We start from the raw sequence: 14,018 nt of genomic DNA, 5'->3' as shown, positions 1-14,018 counted from the left end.
AACCGTATTATAGGTAACAATTTTACCATATAAGTTCGGATTTTAATACTTATCCAAGCAATCTTATTCGATAAACTTCAGCACAGCATCCCTTCATTGCATTGTAGAGATGAACTGACTGGTGTTCTTTCCTGACAATGCCGAATACCGTCGGCCCGCTTCCGCTCATCAGAGCGCCGTCAGAGCCCGAATCATTCATGTTTCCGAGCAGTTTTCTGACCTGCGGATACTTCCTTACAGTAACCTCTTCCAGATCATTTTTTAAAGTGCTGATAATCTTGTCATAATCTCCATCTGCGATAGCATCCTTCATAACGCCGGATGCCGGTTCGTTTTTTCCGGGCTTCAGTGCGCCGTAAATCGTTTTCGTCGATACGCTGATAGACGGCTTCGCGAGTACGACCCACGCGTGCGGCGGTCTCGGCAGTCGTTCAATAATCTCCCCGCGCCCTGTCGCGAGTGCTGTTCCGCCGTAAACACAAAATGGTATATCAGAACCGAGTTCTGCTGACAGTTCCGCCAGCTCATCGAGTTCCAGTCCGAGATTGTACAGCGCGTTCATCCCCCTGAACGTCGCGGCAGCATCGGCAGAACCTCCGGCGAGACCCGCAGCAATCGGAATATGCTTGTCGATGTTAATCGTTACGCCGGTTTTTATCTTGTAACGGCGCATCATTAACTGCGCAGCCTGGTAAGCCAGGTTGCGGCGGTCCGTCGGCACAAACTGATGATCGGACTCAATGATGATCTTTCTGTCATTGCGCTTCTCGAACGATAAATTATCGTTCAAATCGACAGTCGTCATAACCATGCTGACCTCGTGATAACCATCATCGCGTTTATACAGCGTATCCAATGTTAAATTAATTTTTGCTGGTGCGATTTCATAATGCATAGCTCATAGTCCTTTGCCAGATTTTTTTCGAAATATATATGTGTTATTTTAGCATATAACAAAGATGAATAACGCTGATATTTTTAAAGATTGGTGCGGAGAAGTTGTTCGGATTGCGATTTGGCGTTGCCGTTACATAAACCACGACACCCACAAACAGAAAAACACCGGATCCAAAGGAATCCGGTGCCTGATATAATCTTACTCATCATTTTTACGTTTATTAAATGCCCACAGTACAAGCAGGAAGCTCGCTGCTGCCCATGCGCCCAGTATAATGAACTCCGTCACGCCTCCGCTGCCTTCCAGTACAAACATATGCTGATAAATTGGGAAGTATTCTGCAATTTTAATCGCTATGCTGTCCGGATCTGTAATCAGCATTTCTATATACGGTGTAAATCCGAAGATGAACATAACCGGCAGAACATAGACTGACGTTGTCGCAACTGATTTCACGACAAGTCCAAAGCCGACACCCATGTTTAAAAAGAACAGTCCTGTCAGAACCAGACTCAGTATGTTTCCGGCTGTCCAGTAGTTGTCCGGGCTGATGATGATAATCGATGCAACAAGTGACAGTACAGTCATCAGCGTCACCACCATGCTCTTGCCAAATATAATGTCCAGTATCGTCGCCGGTGACTGCAGCAGTCCTCTCAGCGTGTCTTTTTCATTTTCTTCTGCAATCATCGTCATCACCGCACTGAACAGCACTGCTGAGAATACGACACCTGCAATAATTCCAAGTATTTCAGGCGGCACAACTCCTTTTGCACCTTCCCCCACTCTCGAAAAAAAGACGGCCATCAATACCGGCAGCAGCACCGATGTAAACAGCATCATATTTTTCATAAATTCTTTTAAATCCTTTTCAAATATCGCCATTACTCTCGTCATATTCATTTAGACCAGCTCCTTACCGGTAACTTTTTTAAACACTTCTCCAAGTGTCGGAAAATCCGTTCTGACATCTGCTACGTTATCGTCAAAAAGCACATTATCGAGCAGCGGTCTGTTGTCCGTTGTTCTCGCTATCGTTTTAACTGTACCGTCCGTATATGTGACGTGTACTTCATCGTGTTTATATTTATGTCTCAAATCAGCCGGCGCACCAGAGTCCTGAATGACACCCTGATACAGAAAAGCGACGTTATCGCAAAGTCGTGTCGCCTCATCCATATTATGTGTCGTCAGTAAAATTGTCGTTCCCGAATCTCTCAGTTCCTCCAGCATGTCGTGAATTCTTTCAGCAGTCCCGGGATCCAGCGCCGAAGTCGGTTCATCCAGGAATAGCATCGCCGGTCTGTGAATCACTGCTTTACATAACAGAATACGCTGCTTCATGCCTTTCGATAATTTTGATACCGTCTTATTGATTTCGTCTCCAAGTCCGACATCATTCAGAACTTTTTCAACAGTGCCTTTCGGTGCACCGTACAGTTTTCTAAAAAGCTCGAGATTATCTTTGACGGTGAGCCTTTCATATAAAGAGCTTTTATCCGATAAAATTCCAAGACTGCTGATGTACTCATCTTTGCCGAACTGTTTATAGTTGAAACTGTTCACATCAACGTCACCGCCTGACGGCTTAAATTCGCCTGTCATTATTTTAATCGTTGTCGTTTTCCCCGATCCGCTCGGTCCAAGCAGCCCGAAAATCTGACCGCGTTCCACATTAAATGTAATACCGGAAAGTGCATGTTCACTGCCGAATGATTTCTCAAGCCGGTTTACCTGAATAATACTCATAGTTAAAACCTCCAGTTTTTTGTTTCGCCTGTCTTAACTACAGTTTATTCAGTAAAGAAAAACGCCGCGATATAATCACGGCGAGTTGTGGGAAACTGATATTGAGCTGTATATAATTCATCTTTTATGTACCTTTGTTTTTCTGAACTGTACTTAAATCCGGTGAACTGTACTAGAGTGTTTCGGTACGTTTCGATACCGCCATCCGGACAAGAAACATTGTCAGACCAAGCCACAGCAGCAAAATAACGTACGGCATTATTCCGGCGTTATTATGTATCGCTATCAGCTGGTACACTGGAGTCAGTTCGGCAATCACTATTATGATACTGTCTTCTTTAACATTTAACGTTTCTGCAATCGGAGTCATACCGAGGAAGAATAAGATTATTACACCATATACTGTCGATGTCGACTGCAGCTTCGCGTACAACCCTGTCCACAAACCCAGATTTAAAAATATAATCGCTGCGAGTATCAATCCGGCAAAGAGCGGCAGGCTGAATATGCCGGTCCCATTCATTATTACCAGAGATACTGTAGTTACAGCAGCTGTAATCAAGAGCGTCACTATACTTCTTCCGAGCATGCCGTTTACCAGATCACTCCGGGTATGCATGACAAGTTTTAACAGACCGTGTTCATTTTCTTCAGCATACAGCATAAGCGGAATATTTGTTGTGACTGCAGACAGCGTCGTTCCGAGCACAACAAATATCATAATTTCCGGCATTTCCGCTCCGGATTTTTGTGCAGTACCTCCATATAACAGCGCCATAGCCGGGGGCATAACCAGCAGTGTCAGAACAGCATAATTCGTAAAGAACTCTCTTATATCTCTGTATATTGTCGCCCGTATTTTATGTGTGTTCATATAGTCACCTTTTAGTTTATAGTTTTACCAGTTTTTCCTGTATTTCATTAAACTTCGCACGTGACAGCGGAATTTTTGATTTTTCAGGATTACTGATAATAACGGAATAAGTATTCTTTGACCATGTAATAATTTCTTTTACTTTATGAAGATTAACGATGTAAGAACGGTGACAGCGGTAAAATCCATGCCCTCCAAGCTGTTCTTCAGCAGCCTGCAGCGTCGATTCCATGATAAACTTCTCAGAGCCGAGATTAATATACACTTTACCGTCCTGACTTTCGAGATATTCAATATCCCCGATAGTGACGAATATCGTTTTATCGTGTGCTCTGACTTTTATTTTGCTCACATTCTGAGAGCCGTCTTCTTCAGTGTTGTCTGCTGTTTCTACAATCTGCAGTCCTTTTTCAGTCAGTTTCATGACATCCGGCTGGACGATAAACGCATCTTCCAGTCTGGACGTCGCAACGAACAATGATTTACCCTGCTGCATCAGCTGTTCTTTCATTTTATGAAACAAATGAATATTATCCGTCACTGTATTGATAAACGGATCGATGAATACGATGTGCTTATTGCCGCTGAGCAGTGCATGAATATATGTCAGTTTTTGAATTTCAGAGCGGCTCTGTTTAGACATTCTGAGTGAAACATCGGCAATATTAAACTGGCGGATAAGGTCCTCTGTTTTCAGCTGACTGTTGTACCATTTTCTTAAATACTCGATATGAACTTTTAAATTCATACGCTTATAATATAACAGGCTGCCTGAAAATACGTGGGTGCCTTCATTTTGCAATGTTTTCTCAAATAACCCGAGTCGTTCATACGGAATTTGGACAGCGAGAGTCTCACCTGCTGTCATTATAATATTTCCATCAGTCTGGCTGTCTGTTAATTTTTGAACCGGTATCTCCATAGTCACTGCTCCCATTGTTTAAAATCATTTTAAATTTACCATGTAAACGTAATCATGACAATTTCTGAATAAAAATGAGCCGAAACCTTTATTTCCATTTCTAATTACTGTATATTAAAAATTGGTTACAAAATGTAACTTAATACTTTTCATATACTCCGGAGGAATTATACAATGACTAAAATTGGTATTGTTACAGGAAGTACACGTGAATCACGTGTTAACTTACAGGTTGCAGAGTGGCTTAAAGACTTTGCTGAAAAAATGGATACAGGTGCTGAATTCGAAATCGTAGACATCAAAGATTACGATGCACCAGTATTTAAAGAAGCTTTACCGCCATTAATGGCTAACAGACAGTACGGTTCTGATGTAATTAATAACTGGTCAGCTAAAATTGATTCACTTGACGGTTATATCTTCGTTACTCCAGAATACAACAAAGCCGTTTCACCGGCTCTTAAAAACCTTCTTGACTACATCGGACCTGAGTTCGGTAACAAATCAGCAGGTATCGTAGGTTACGGTTCTACACTTGGTGTTGCTGCAACACTTTCACTGCGTCAGATTCTTTCAAACTTCAACATGGCAACTGTAGGCCCATTCGGTGCTTTCAGCCTGTTCACTGACTTTGAAGAAATGACTAAATTTGCACCAGCTGAATTACACAACCCGACAATCGAATCTGTAATCACTACTACAGTCAACTGGGCTAACGGACTTAAAACAATCAGATAATAAATGATAAAAAAGACGTTCAGGATAATTATCCTGAACGTCTTTTTGCATTAAAATCCGAATGATTCATCAAACTTATCCAGCACAGCCTGATGAGCCTCTGCATTATTAAATGTATTATCCATCAATGCATCGAGCCTTAAGAGAATATCATCATTCTCAATGCCTTCTGTTCCGAAGTCCTGATCCAGAATATAGACATATCCCGGTACAATATCAGCTTTCATATATGACAGAATCGGTTTTAACTGCTGTTCCGGCACCAGATAATGTCTGAGTGAGCCGGCAGTAATAATCATACTGACTGTTTTGTTTCGGAATGCATCCGGCGGCAGCAGATCAAATAAATTTTTTAACGGTCCCGGAATCGATGCCTGAAAAATCGGTGTGCCGATAAACACCACATCCGCTTCCATTATTTTAGTCAGTGCTTCTGTCGTAGAACCGCCGTAATCCAAATAGTTTCTGCCGTCGCTGAACGGCATATCATAATTTTTTAAGTCGATATATTCAATGTCATGAGCATTCAATGATTCAATCTTTTCCCTGAGTGCTGTCGTCGCCTTCCTCGTCTTGCTTCCGACGACTGAACCGCTGATGATTACTGCTTTCATTACTGTTCCCCCTGTCGCTTTGTATATTTTTTAACTGCAGGTAAAATCTTCTCCCCAATAATATCTATGTTACGTTTAATATCGTCCATTGTCACGCCGCCGAAGTCAAGCTGTGCAATATAACGGTCGTGATTAAACAATTCATGCTGATAAAGTATCTTCTCGATAATCAGTTCCGGGTCACCGACGTTAATCACACTGCGGTAATCCTGACCCTGTGCAAAGCCCTGTTTCGGGAATCCCTGACCGTTTGTTCTCTTCATCCCTTCATTAATATGAGGGTAGTATTTACGGTACGCTTCCAGTGTATCTTCATGTGTAAAAAAGAACCCTGCTGTTGCAACCGGCAGTTTAGAAGCGTCGTAACCCGCCTCCGCCGCCGTCTGCCTGTACAGGTCGATACGGCTCTTAAATACATCAGCCGGTCCGCCGAGATGTGCCTGGTACATCGGTACACCCGCTAGTCCCGCCTTATGCGCAGAAGCCATTGAACCGCCGACTGCACGCCATACCGGCAGACCGTTATGTTCATTTTCCGGGCGCGGAATGACATGCGCATTGTTTAACGGCGCACGGAATTCTCCCTGCCAGTCCACGTATTCATTTTCGTTAATTTTTAAAAGCAAATCAAACTTTTCTTCGAACAATGCTTCGTAATCATTTAAATTATAGCCGAGCAGTTCATACAGACCGACACGTGAAGCCCGTCCCGCAATGACTTCCATACGTCCGCCGGATATCAGATCAATCGTCGAAGCATCTTCAAATACACGCACCGGATCCGATGTACTGATAATCGTCGAACCGGAGGCAATTTTCATTCTGCCGGTCGACTGTGCAATCGCCGATAATATTATCATATGCGCCTGGGATACAAAATCATCCTGATGGGATTCTCCAACCTGAAACGTATCGATTCCCGCCTGTTCAGCATACTGTGCAGTTTCAATAATTTCCTTTATTCGCCGGCCCGCCGGGATTCTTTCTCCTGTATGCGGATTCGGTAGATGATCGCCGAGCGTGTACAAGCCGAATTCAAGCCCTTTAGATTTATCAATTCCAGGCATGATATGAGGATTAATTTTAGTCATAAGTCACACTCCATATGTTATATAATTTCCATAATATATATAATGACCGGCGCATGCTCAATATCCGCTCATAAAACAAAAAAACCATCCTTTCGGATGGCTTTTCAATATGTTATTGAATTAAAAATTCTTCTGTAAAATCGTCGTTATAGAATGTAACCTCTACGTTTGATGTCAGTACGTCTGTGTATGTATAAGATACACGCTCAAAATTATGCTCGTCTTGATCTAGTTCAACTACGAAAATCGATGGATAAGTCTCTCTTAGAATACCTTTTCTTTCAATCAACTTCTTGCGGCCTCCGTTTGCACGAAGTACACATGGATTTCCTAACTGACAATCAAGAATCTTTTTGATGTCGATTAATGTTTTTGGCATTATACCCCACCTCACTAAATCAAGTATAACAAGTTTACATAATTCTGTCAAAAAATTGCCATTATCTCAACATTTTCAGGCGAATTCCAAGTCACTTTTCTTGAAAGCATCGTAGATTTTCTTAAAGTCTTCTAACGATAAACTTTCACCGCGGCGGACAGGTTCGATGCCGGCTGCTTCAAACAGCGCACGGATTTCATCTTTTTTCTTTTTACCGTCAAGAAACAGTGTCTGATAGTTGTTCAGAATCGTTTTACGGCGGTGCAGGAATGCCCCCCTCGTTAATTTGAAGAAACTGTCTTCATCATCCACTTCGACTTTTCTTTCACTTCTCGTTTTCAGTTCCACGATAATTGAATCGACGTTCGGCGGCGGCATAAATACAGTTCTCGGTACGTGCTGTACTGTTTTCGCCTCAGTGTAATAATCGATTGCAATCGACAGTGAGCCGTATGCTTTTGAATTCGGCGATGCACTGATACGTTCTCCGACTTCTTTTTGCATCATCACGTAATATCGTGAAATTGGCAGGTGTGCAGTCAGGAAATTCATCAGTATAGGTGTTGTAATATAGTAAGGCAGATTTGCCACAACGACAATATCATCACAGTCGCTTAAATATTCCTCAATACGTGCAGGTACATTTGCTTCCAGTATGTCTTCGTTAATGACAGTGACATTATCGTATGCGCTTAACGTATCATCGAGCACGGGAATCAGACGCTGGTCAATTTCAAATGCCAGCACTTTTTTTGCATTGATTGCAAGATGCTCTGTTAACGAGCCGATACCCGGACCAACTTCGATAACACCTGTATTTTCATTAATATCTGCTTTATGGATAACTTCCTTAATGACATTCGAGTCGATTAAAAAGTTCTGTCCGAGACTTTTCTTAAACGTAAAGTGATGTTTCTCAAGTATTTCTTTCGTACGTCCCACAGTTGATATATGTTTCATCAGTTATTCACTTCCAGCTCATTTAATATTTCTGCCACTCTTTCAGGAGAGATACTGTAGCGGTTCAGCTTTTTTCGAAGCTGTGTTGCATTGGCATAGCCGATATTCAGCCGTTCCGTTAAATACTCACGGCGTTCTTTCGCAGCGGAATTTCCGGACAGCTTTAAATACTGCATATCCTGAATTGTGAACAGCTCTTCTTCGATCTGCTGACTCGTCCGGCAGTTTTCCAATGCCGAACGGATGTCTTCAGGATGGGCATGCTCCACACCGACACTATTGTGTCCGAGTGCTTTATGTTTTGGTAAAAATGCTTCTTTTATATTCGGAAAGCGTTCGATAATCGTATTTCTGATTTTATGACCCGGGAAGTCCGGGTCTGTAAATATAATGGCACCGCGCGTATTTAACGCCACTTCAATTTCATCAAGTGTACGCTGATTAATTGCAGAACCGTTTGTTTCAATTGTTTCACAGATTACCGCTTCTTTTAATCTGCGTGTATCATCTCTGCCCTCGACAACAATAATTTCTTTAATCACAGGTTTTTCCATACATTGTCACCTCTTATACCTCGTTTAGTATCATACCATATTTTTCATACTTCTTATCTTTCACCACAATAAAAAAGTGCTCCACCTCAACCAAAGTCAAAGTGAAACACTTTCATTTTAGATGTTATACAGTCTTTTAGCGTTCTCTGTCGTCGCTTTCGCCAGGTCTTCGTAGCTCATGCCGCGAAGCTCTGCAATTTTCTCGGCCACCAGCTTTACGTGGGCCGGTTCGTTACGTTTTCCGCGGAACGGATGCGGTGTTAAATACGGTGCATCCGTTTCAACGAGCAGTCGTTCAAGCGGTACATGTACAGCGATGTCTTTTGGCAGCTGTGCATTTTTAAATGTCACAGGTCCGCCAAGTGAGACATAGAAGTTCATACCGATAATCTCATCCGCAGTTTTTTCATCCGCGCTGAATGCGTGCATAATACCACCGATTTCTCCGGCATTTTCTTCTTTCAGAATTTCCACACAGTCATCAGTCGATTCGCGGTTGTGAATTATAATCGGCAGGCCGACACGTTTTGCCAGTGCCAGCTGCTTTCTGAACAGTTCTTTCTGTACATCTTTCGGTGACTTGTCCCAATGATAGTCGAGTCCTGTTTCACCGATACCGACAATTTTCTTATGGGCGGATAATTCTTCTATCCATTTGAGATCTTCGTCAGTACAGTCGATTGCATCGACCGGATGCCAGCCGATAACGCCGTATATATCATCATATTCTTCAATGAGTTCCATCGTGCGTTCAATCGACGGACGGTCGCAGCCGATAACAACCATTTTCTCGAGACCACTTTCCCGCGCACGCGCAATGACTTCATCGAGATCTTCATCGTACTGGTGTGCATTCAGATGGACGTGTGTATCGATTAGCACAAAATCACTCCCTGATTTATTTTACAATGCTGCCGTTCTCAATGCCGTCAGGCACATCGATTAACGTGAGACGGCTGCCTTTTTCCGCTGTTAAAATCATACCTTCTGATTTTTCTCCTCGCAGTTTTACAGGCTGAAGGTTCGTTACGACAAGTACTTTCTTGCCGATAATGTCACCCGGCTCATAGTGTTCGTGAATCCCGGAGACAATCTGACGTTCTTCATTGCCGAGATCCACCTGGATTTTCAGCAGTTTTTTCGCTTTCTTCACAGCTTCTGCCGCAATAACAGTTGCGACTTTAATTTCTACTTTGTTAAAGTCATCAATTGTAATTTTTTCTGCCGCTTCAGCTTCCTCTTCCGGTTCTTCTGCTGCCGGCGGACGCATCTGATCTTTGATGTGCGTCACCTCTTCTTCAACATCAAGTCTCGGGTAGATTGGCGTCGGTTTGGACAGCGGACCTTCCGGTTTAACAATGCCGTACTCCATTACCGATTCGTATGTCTGCTGGTTTTCATCAGTAATGTTCAGCTGTTTAAAGATTTCTTTCGGACCATGTGGAAGATACGGGCTTAATAATACCGCTGCGATACGGATATTCTCAGCCAAGTGTACCATAACATTGCCAAGTGCTTCTTTGTTCGCTTCATCTTTAGCCAGTACCCACGGTGCAGTTTCATCGATGTACTTGTTCGAACGTCCGATAATTGTCCATACTGCTCTGAGCGCATGGCTGAACTGCATGTTTTCCATTGACGTTTCATACTCCTGAACGTTATCTTTTACAGCTTTTTCAAGGCTCTTATCGAAGTCGGTATGTGCACCTGTGTAAGCCGGTACATTGCCGTCGAAATATTTGTTGATCATTGAAATTGTACGGTTAACCAGATTTCCCAGGTCGTTCGCCAAGTCGAAGTTCGTACGCTCGATAAACGACTCCGGTGTAAATACGCCGTCAGAACCGAATGGCACTTCGCGCATTAAGTAGTAGCGCAGAGAGTCGAGACCGTAACGTTCAACAATCTGGTCAGGGTAAATAACGTTTCCTTTAGACTTCGACATCTTGCCGTCTTTCATTAGCAGCCAGCCGTGTCCAAGTAATTTTTTCGGTAACGGCAGATCGAGTGCCATCAGCATAATCGGCCAGTAAATGGCATGGAATCTTACGATTTCCTTACCAATCATATGTACATCTGCAGGCCAGTATTTTTTAAACAGTTCGTCTTCGTCTGTTGAATAGCCCAGCGCTGTAATGTAGTTTGCAAGTGCATCAATCCATACGTAAACAACGTGCTTCGGATCAGATTGAACCGGTACACCCCATTTAAATGTCGTTCTTGATACTGCAAGATCCTCAAGTCCCGGTTTAATAAAGTTGTTCAGCATTTCATTTTTACGTGCCGCCGGCTGAATAAAATCCGGGTTATCTTCATAGTACTGCACAAGACGGTCAGCATATTTACTCATTCTGAAGAAGTAGCTTTCTTCTTTAACAAGTTCAACGTCGTGCCCGCTTGGCGCTCTTCCGCCGATCATTTTACCGTCTTCATCACGGTAAACTTCGTCGAGCTGAGTTTCTGTAAAGAATTCCTCATCCTGAACCGAGTACCAGCCTTCGTATTCGCCAAGGTAAATATCACCCTGCTTAAGAAGACGTTCAAAGATGTGCTGTACAGCTGCTTTATGTTTATCGCTCGTTGTACGGATGAACTGATCATACGTAATATCAAGCATTTCCCACAGGTCTTTCATTCCCTTCGCCATATCATCGACGTAGGCCTGAGGTGTAATCCCCATGTCATCAGCTTTCTGCTCTATTTTCTGACCGTGTTCGTCAGTACCTGTTAAGTAGTATACGTCAAAGCCTCTCAGGCGTTTATATCGTGCCATTACATCACATGCAATTGTCGTATAAGCGTTACCGATATGGAGTTTTCCACTCGGATAATAAATTGGCGTAGTGATATAAAATGTTGGTTTGGTCATGGGACATCCTCCTATAATATACTTATCTAATATATCTAATTTATGTATGTTTTTCAATTCTGAACAGTTTTTAATAGTTTTCCCATAATTTTTGTGCTATAGTCATGAATATCCAATTTCCGGTAATACATTCGAAGCTTATATTTCTATATTTTACTGCACGATCATATTTCCGTATTGGACATAACCCATAATATTTTGGTTAAAAATGTAGGAGGAATCACTAATGAAATCTACTGGAATTGTGCGTAAAGTTGATGAACTTGGACGCGTCGTTATTCCAATTGAACTGCGTCGCGTACTCGATATTGAAGTTAAAGATGCTCTGGAAATTTTCACTGATGACGATAAAATCATTCTGAAAAAATACCAGCCACGCATGACTTGCGCAGTAACCGGCGATGTATCCGATGACAACATGTCACTTGCTGACGGTAAAATTGTACTAAGCAAAGAAGGCGCCGATCAGTTAATTAAAGAAATTCAAAAGAAAATCGATAAATAGTTAAAAGAAACCGGACCGTGAATATTTCATTCACGGTCTATTATTTATGAAATTCATTATATACTTCCTGCTTTTTTAATCCGCGCAGTTCCGCTACAAGTTTAATGGCATCTTTCGGACGCATACCTTCCTCAACGAGCTCTGTAACATGGTCTTTCGGCGTTCCTGTAAATGCAGACTGTTCTTCTTTATAATTATCAATCACGACAACGAATTCACCTTTTAAAGGAATTCCGTTATCCAGCTGCGCTAAAATTTCATCGGCTGTACCTCTGACATGCTGTTCGAATTTCTTTGTAATTTCTCTCGATATGCTGACTATCCTGCTGCTGTCGACTTTGCTGATTTCCGTCATCAGTGATTTTATACGATGCGGTGATTCATAGAGTACAGACGTAAACTTATGGTGCATAATTTCAGAAAGTTTCTCCCTCTGCCTCGATGCACTTTTAGGCAGAAAGCCGAAATACGTAAATTCGTAACTCGGAATGCCGCTTGCAACTAATGCCATCGTAAAAGCAGATGCTGCAGGAATAACCGTATACGGCAGTTTTTCATCCTGCATGCGGCTGACGAGTTCAAATCCGGGATCCGATATGACCGGCATACCGGCATCGGTCACAAGCGCATAAATTTTACCGTCTCTTATATCTTCTATTATAGATTCCGTCGTTTCTTCCTTATTGAAATCGTGATAGCTTTTCAGCGGCGTATCAATATTAAAATGTGTCGTTAATTTTCGGGTAATACGCGTATCCTCACAGAGTATTGCATCTGCTTCTTCGAGTGTTTTAACTGCTCTGTACGACATATCATCCAAGTTCCCTATCGGTGTCCCGGTAATATATAACATCATTATCCTCCTATTAACGATAATTTCTGCTGTTTTGTCAGCTGTTTAATTGCATATTCCCGCTTCAGTGCCACGCTCTTCGAGTCGAACACTTCGACGTAGCGGAGCGTCACAGGCAGCCTGCCCCTCGTGTACTTTGCACCGAGTCCCGCATTGTGCGTTGTAATTCTCGCATCAATATCCGTCGTATAGCCGGTGTAAAGACTGAAGTCACTGCACTCAACAATATATACGTAATACTTCTTATCTTCTGCTGTCACCGTAATACACCTCGAGCATTTCATCCGAATACGTCTTGTCCTCATTATAAATATAAAACGGCGGGAGTATATCGGCATATGCATTTGAATTAAAGATTGCTTCCACAACGATAAACATCGCATTTCTGCTGTTTACATCGTTGTACACATACTGGGCGCGTCTGACTCTGAAGCCCTGGTTATGCATCTCTGTAAACACTTCGGCACTGCGCTCTGCACGGTGGACCATATACAGTCTGCCTTTATTCGTAAGTAAATAGCGGCATGCTTCGACGATGCCTTTTAAATCGATATGCAGTTCGTGGCGCGCAATACTCTGCGGTCCTTTATCCTTTAACGGCTGGTTACTTGTAAAGTACGGCGGATTTACCGTAATGACATCATACGAGGAATGCTTCATGGAAGTTTTAAGTTCTTTAATATCGAGGTTATACATCGTAATCTGTTCCGATTTGCCATTCATCTGTATGCTGCGGTTTGCCATATCTGCCAGCAGTTCCTGTATTTCGACAGCATCGATCGGCTGTTTGGCACGGTGGGATAAGAGGAGAGGTATAATACCGTTGCCGCTGCATAAATCCATAATTCTGTTATCCCGCTTATTAATTTTTACAAAGTTGCCGAGCAGCAGTGCATCGACAGAAAATGAAAAAGTTTCGCTGCTTTGAATAATACGCATATTTTCCCTGAACAGGTCATCTATGCGTTCATGTGGTTTTAACATTGAGTTCACTCCAAAAAGAAAAGCAGCT

General features: G+C 42.5%; 17 protein-coding genes. 2 read left to right on the top strand and 15 right to left on the bottom strand.

Annotated features, from left to right (window positions below; genetic code table 11):
* Positions 1-49 precede the first annotated feature (49 nt).
* The 5 genes from ispE to RZ44_RS08565 form a co-directional block, all read right to left on the bottom strand.
* A complete protein-coding gene (gene ispE, locus RZ44_RS08585; RefSeq protein ID WP_035810414.1) occupies positions 50-895 on the bottom strand; it encodes a 4-(cytidine 5'-diphospho)-2-C-methyl-D-erythritol kinase in 846 nt (281 codons plus the stop codon).
* A 201-nt stretch (positions 896-1,096) separates the two neighbouring features.
* The gene (locus RZ44_RS08580; RefSeq protein WP_035810412.1) at positions 1,097-1,801 is read right to left on the bottom strand and encodes an ABC transporter permease; all 705 of its coding nucleotides are present in this window, start codon (positions 1,799-1,801) and stop codon (positions 1,097-1,099) included.
* Positions 1,802-2,647, bottom strand: coding sequence for an ABC transporter ATP-binding protein (locus tag RZ44_RS08575; RefSeq protein ID WP_035810410.1), 846 nt, complete (start codon positions 2,645-2,647; stop codon positions 1,802-1,804). It abuts the gene before it with no gap.
* A 172-nt stretch (positions 2,648-2,819) separates the two neighbouring features.
* Positions 2,820-3,521, bottom strand: coding sequence for a hypothetical protein (locus RZ44_RS08570; RefSeq protein ID WP_035810408.1), 702 nt, complete (start codon positions 3,519-3,521; stop codon positions 2,820-2,822).
* Between the two features lie 16 nt (positions 3,522-3,537).
* Positions 3,538-4,443 (bottom strand): LytTR family DNA-binding domain-containing protein, encoded by a 906-nt coding sequence (locus RZ44_RS08565; RefSeq protein ID WP_035810406.1) that lies wholly within the window; start codon positions 4,441-4,443, stop codon positions 3,538-3,540.
* A 174-nt stretch (positions 4,444-4,617) separates the two neighbouring features.
* Here RZ44_RS08565 and RZ44_RS08560 point away from each other — a divergent pair, with 174 nt between their 5' ends.
* Positions 4,618-5,181 (top strand): NADPH-dependent FMN reductase, encoded by a 564-nt coding sequence (locus RZ44_RS08560; protein ID WP_035810403.1) that lies wholly within the window; start codon positions 4,618-4,620, stop codon positions 5,179-5,181.
* A 50-nt stretch (positions 5,182-5,231) separates the two neighbouring features.
* Here RZ44_RS08560 and RZ44_RS08555 read toward each other — a convergent pair whose 3' ends face one another.
* The 7 genes from RZ44_RS08555 to metG form a co-directional block, all read right to left on the bottom strand.
* The gene (locus RZ44_RS08555) at positions 5,232-5,795 is read right to left on the bottom strand and encodes an NADPH-dependent FMN reductase (RefSeq protein WP_035810402.1); all 564 of its coding nucleotides are present in this window, start codon (positions 5,793-5,795) and stop codon (positions 5,232-5,234) included.
* Complete coding sequence (locus RZ44_RS08550) at positions 5,795-6,886, bottom strand: LLM class flavin-dependent oxidoreductase (RefSeq protein WP_141639009.1); 1,092 nt, start codon at positions 6,884-6,886, stop codon at positions 5,795-5,797. The genes RZ44_RS08555 and RZ44_RS08550 overlap by 1 nt, the downstream gene beginning before the upstream one ends.
* A gap of 112 nt (positions 6,887-6,998) precedes the next feature.
* Entirely contained in the window at positions 6,999-7,265 is a 267-nt protein-coding gene (locus tag RZ44_RS08545) for a Veg family protein (RefSeq protein ID WP_026860087.1), read from the bottom strand.
* A gap of 75 nt (positions 7,266-7,340) precedes the next feature.
* Positions 7,341-8,225, bottom strand: coding sequence for a 16S rRNA (adenine(1518)-N(6)/adenine(1519)-N(6))-dimethyltransferase RsmA (gene rsmA / locus RZ44_RS08540; RefSeq protein ID WP_141639008.1), 885 nt, complete (start codon positions 8,223-8,225; stop codon positions 7,341-7,343).
* Entirely contained in the window at positions 8,225-8,779 is a 555-nt protein-coding gene (gene rnmV, locus RZ44_RS08535; protein ID WP_035810398.1) for a ribonuclease M5, read from the bottom strand. The genes rsmA and rnmV overlap by 1 nt, the downstream gene beginning before the upstream one ends.
* Before the next feature lie 117 nt (positions 8,780-8,896).
* On the bottom strand, positions 8,897-9,661 hold the full coding sequence (locus tag RZ44_RS08530) for a TatD family hydrolase (RefSeq protein WP_035810396.1): 765 nt from the start codon (positions 9,659-9,661) through the stop codon (positions 8,897-8,899).
* A gap of 16 nt (positions 9,662-9,677) precedes the next feature.
* The gene (gene metG / locus RZ44_RS08525) at positions 9,678-11,648 is read right to left on the bottom strand and encodes a methionine--tRNA ligase (protein WP_035810394.1); all 1,971 of its coding nucleotides are present in this window, start codon (positions 11,646-11,648) and stop codon (positions 9,678-9,680) included.
* 226 nt (positions 11,649-11,874) lie between these two features.
* Here metG and RZ44_RS08520 point away from each other — a divergent pair, with 226 nt between their 5' ends.
* Positions 11,875-12,153, top strand: coding sequence for an AbrB/MazE/SpoVT family DNA-binding domain-containing protein (locus RZ44_RS08520; RefSeq protein WP_035810393.1), 279 nt, complete (start codon positions 11,875-11,877; stop codon positions 12,151-12,153).
* Between the two features lie 40 nt (positions 12,154-12,193).
* Here the strand turns inward: RZ44_RS08520 and rsmI are convergent, their stop codons facing one another.
* Genes rsmI through RZ44_RS08505 form a run of 3 tightly spaced genes read right to left on the bottom strand, consistent with a single transcriptional unit; the run spans position 12,194 to position 13,990 of the window.
* Positions 12,194-13,006 carry a 16S rRNA (cytidine(1402)-2'-O)-methyltransferase gene (rsmI, locus tag RZ44_RS08515; RefSeq protein WP_231856258.1) on the bottom strand — a complete coding sequence of 271 codons (813 nt, stop codon included), beginning with the start codon at positions 13,004-13,006 and terminating at the stop codon, positions 12,194-12,196.
* A 2-nt stretch (positions 13,007-13,008) separates the two neighbouring features.
* The gene (locus RZ44_RS08510; protein ID WP_035810390.1) at positions 13,009-13,266 is read right to left on the bottom strand and encodes a GIY-YIG nuclease family protein; all 258 of its coding nucleotides are present in this window, start codon (positions 13,264-13,266) and stop codon (positions 13,009-13,011) included.
* Entirely contained in the window at positions 13,250-13,990 is a 741-nt protein-coding gene (locus RZ44_RS08505; RefSeq protein WP_035810388.1) for a tRNA1(Val) (adenine(37)-N6)-methyltransferase, read from the bottom strand. The genes RZ44_RS08510 and RZ44_RS08505 overlap by 17 nt, the downstream gene beginning before the upstream one ends.
* Positions 13,991-14,018 lie beyond the last annotated feature (28 nt).

Origin of the sequence: Jeotgalicoccus saudimassiliensis (genome assembly GCF_000756715.1) — a bacterium.
Lineage (GTDB): Bacteria > Bacillota > Bacilli > Staphylococcales > Salinicoccaceae > Jeotgalicoccus > Jeotgalicoccus saudimassiliensis.
This window is presented reverse-complemented; position numbering and strand designations above follow the sequence as displayed.

Bases quoted from the DNA above. Each gene is read 5' to 3' on its own strand.
- ispE (WP_035810414.1), bottom strand. From the start codon at position 895: ATGCATTATGAAATCGCACCAGCAAAAATTAATTTAACATTGGATACG.
- RZ44_RS08580 (WP_035810412.1), bottom strand. From the start codon at position 1,801: ATGAATATGACGAGAGTAATGGCGATATTTGAAAAGGATTTAAAAGAA.
- RZ44_RS08575 (WP_035810410.1), bottom strand. From the start codon at position 2,647: ATGAGTATTATTCAGGTAAACCGGCTTGAGAAATCATTCGGCAGTGAA.
- RZ44_RS08570 (WP_035810408.1), bottom strand. From the start codon at position 3,521: ATGAACACACATAAAATACGGGCGACAATATACAGAGATATAAGAGAG.
- RZ44_RS08565 (WP_035810406.1), bottom strand. From the start codon at position 4,443: ATGGAGATACCGGTTCAAAAATTAACAGACAGCCAGACTGATGGAAAT.
- RZ44_RS08560 (WP_035810403.1), top strand. From the start codon at position 4,618: ATGACTAAAATTGGTATTGTTACAGGAAGTACACGTGAATCACGTGTT.
- RZ44_RS08555 (WP_035810402.1), bottom strand. From the start codon at position 5,795: ATGAAAGCAGTAATCATCAGCGGTTCAGTCGTCGGAAGCAAGACGAGG.
- RZ44_RS08550 (WP_141639009.1), bottom strand. From the start codon at position 6,886: ATGACTAAAATTAATCCTCATATCATGCCTGGAATTGATAAATCTAAA.
- RZ44_RS08545 (WP_026860087.1), bottom strand. From the start codon at position 7,265: ATGCCAAAAACATTAATCGACATCAAAAAGATTCTTGATTGTCAGTTA.
- rsmA (WP_141639008.1), bottom strand. From the start codon at position 8,225: ATGAAACATATATCAACTGTGGGACGTACGAAAGAAATACTTGAGAAA.
- rnmV (WP_035810398.1), bottom strand. From the start codon at position 8,779: ATGGAAAAACCTGTGATTAAAGAAATTATTGTTGTCGAGGGCAGAGAT.
- metG (WP_035810394.1), bottom strand. From the start codon at position 11,648: ATGACCAAACCAACATTTTATATCACTACGCCAATTTATTATCCGAGT.
- RZ44_RS08520 (WP_035810393.1), top strand. From the start codon at position 11,875: ATGAAATCTACTGGAATTGTGCGTAAAGTTGATGAACTTGGACGCGTC.
- rsmI (WP_231856258.1), bottom strand. From the start codon at position 13,006: ATGTTATATATTACCGGGACACCGATAGGGAACTTGGATGATATGTCG.
- RZ44_RS08505 (WP_035810388.1), bottom strand. From the start codon at position 13,990: ATGTTAAAACCACATGAACGCATAGATGACCTGTTCAGGGAAAATATG.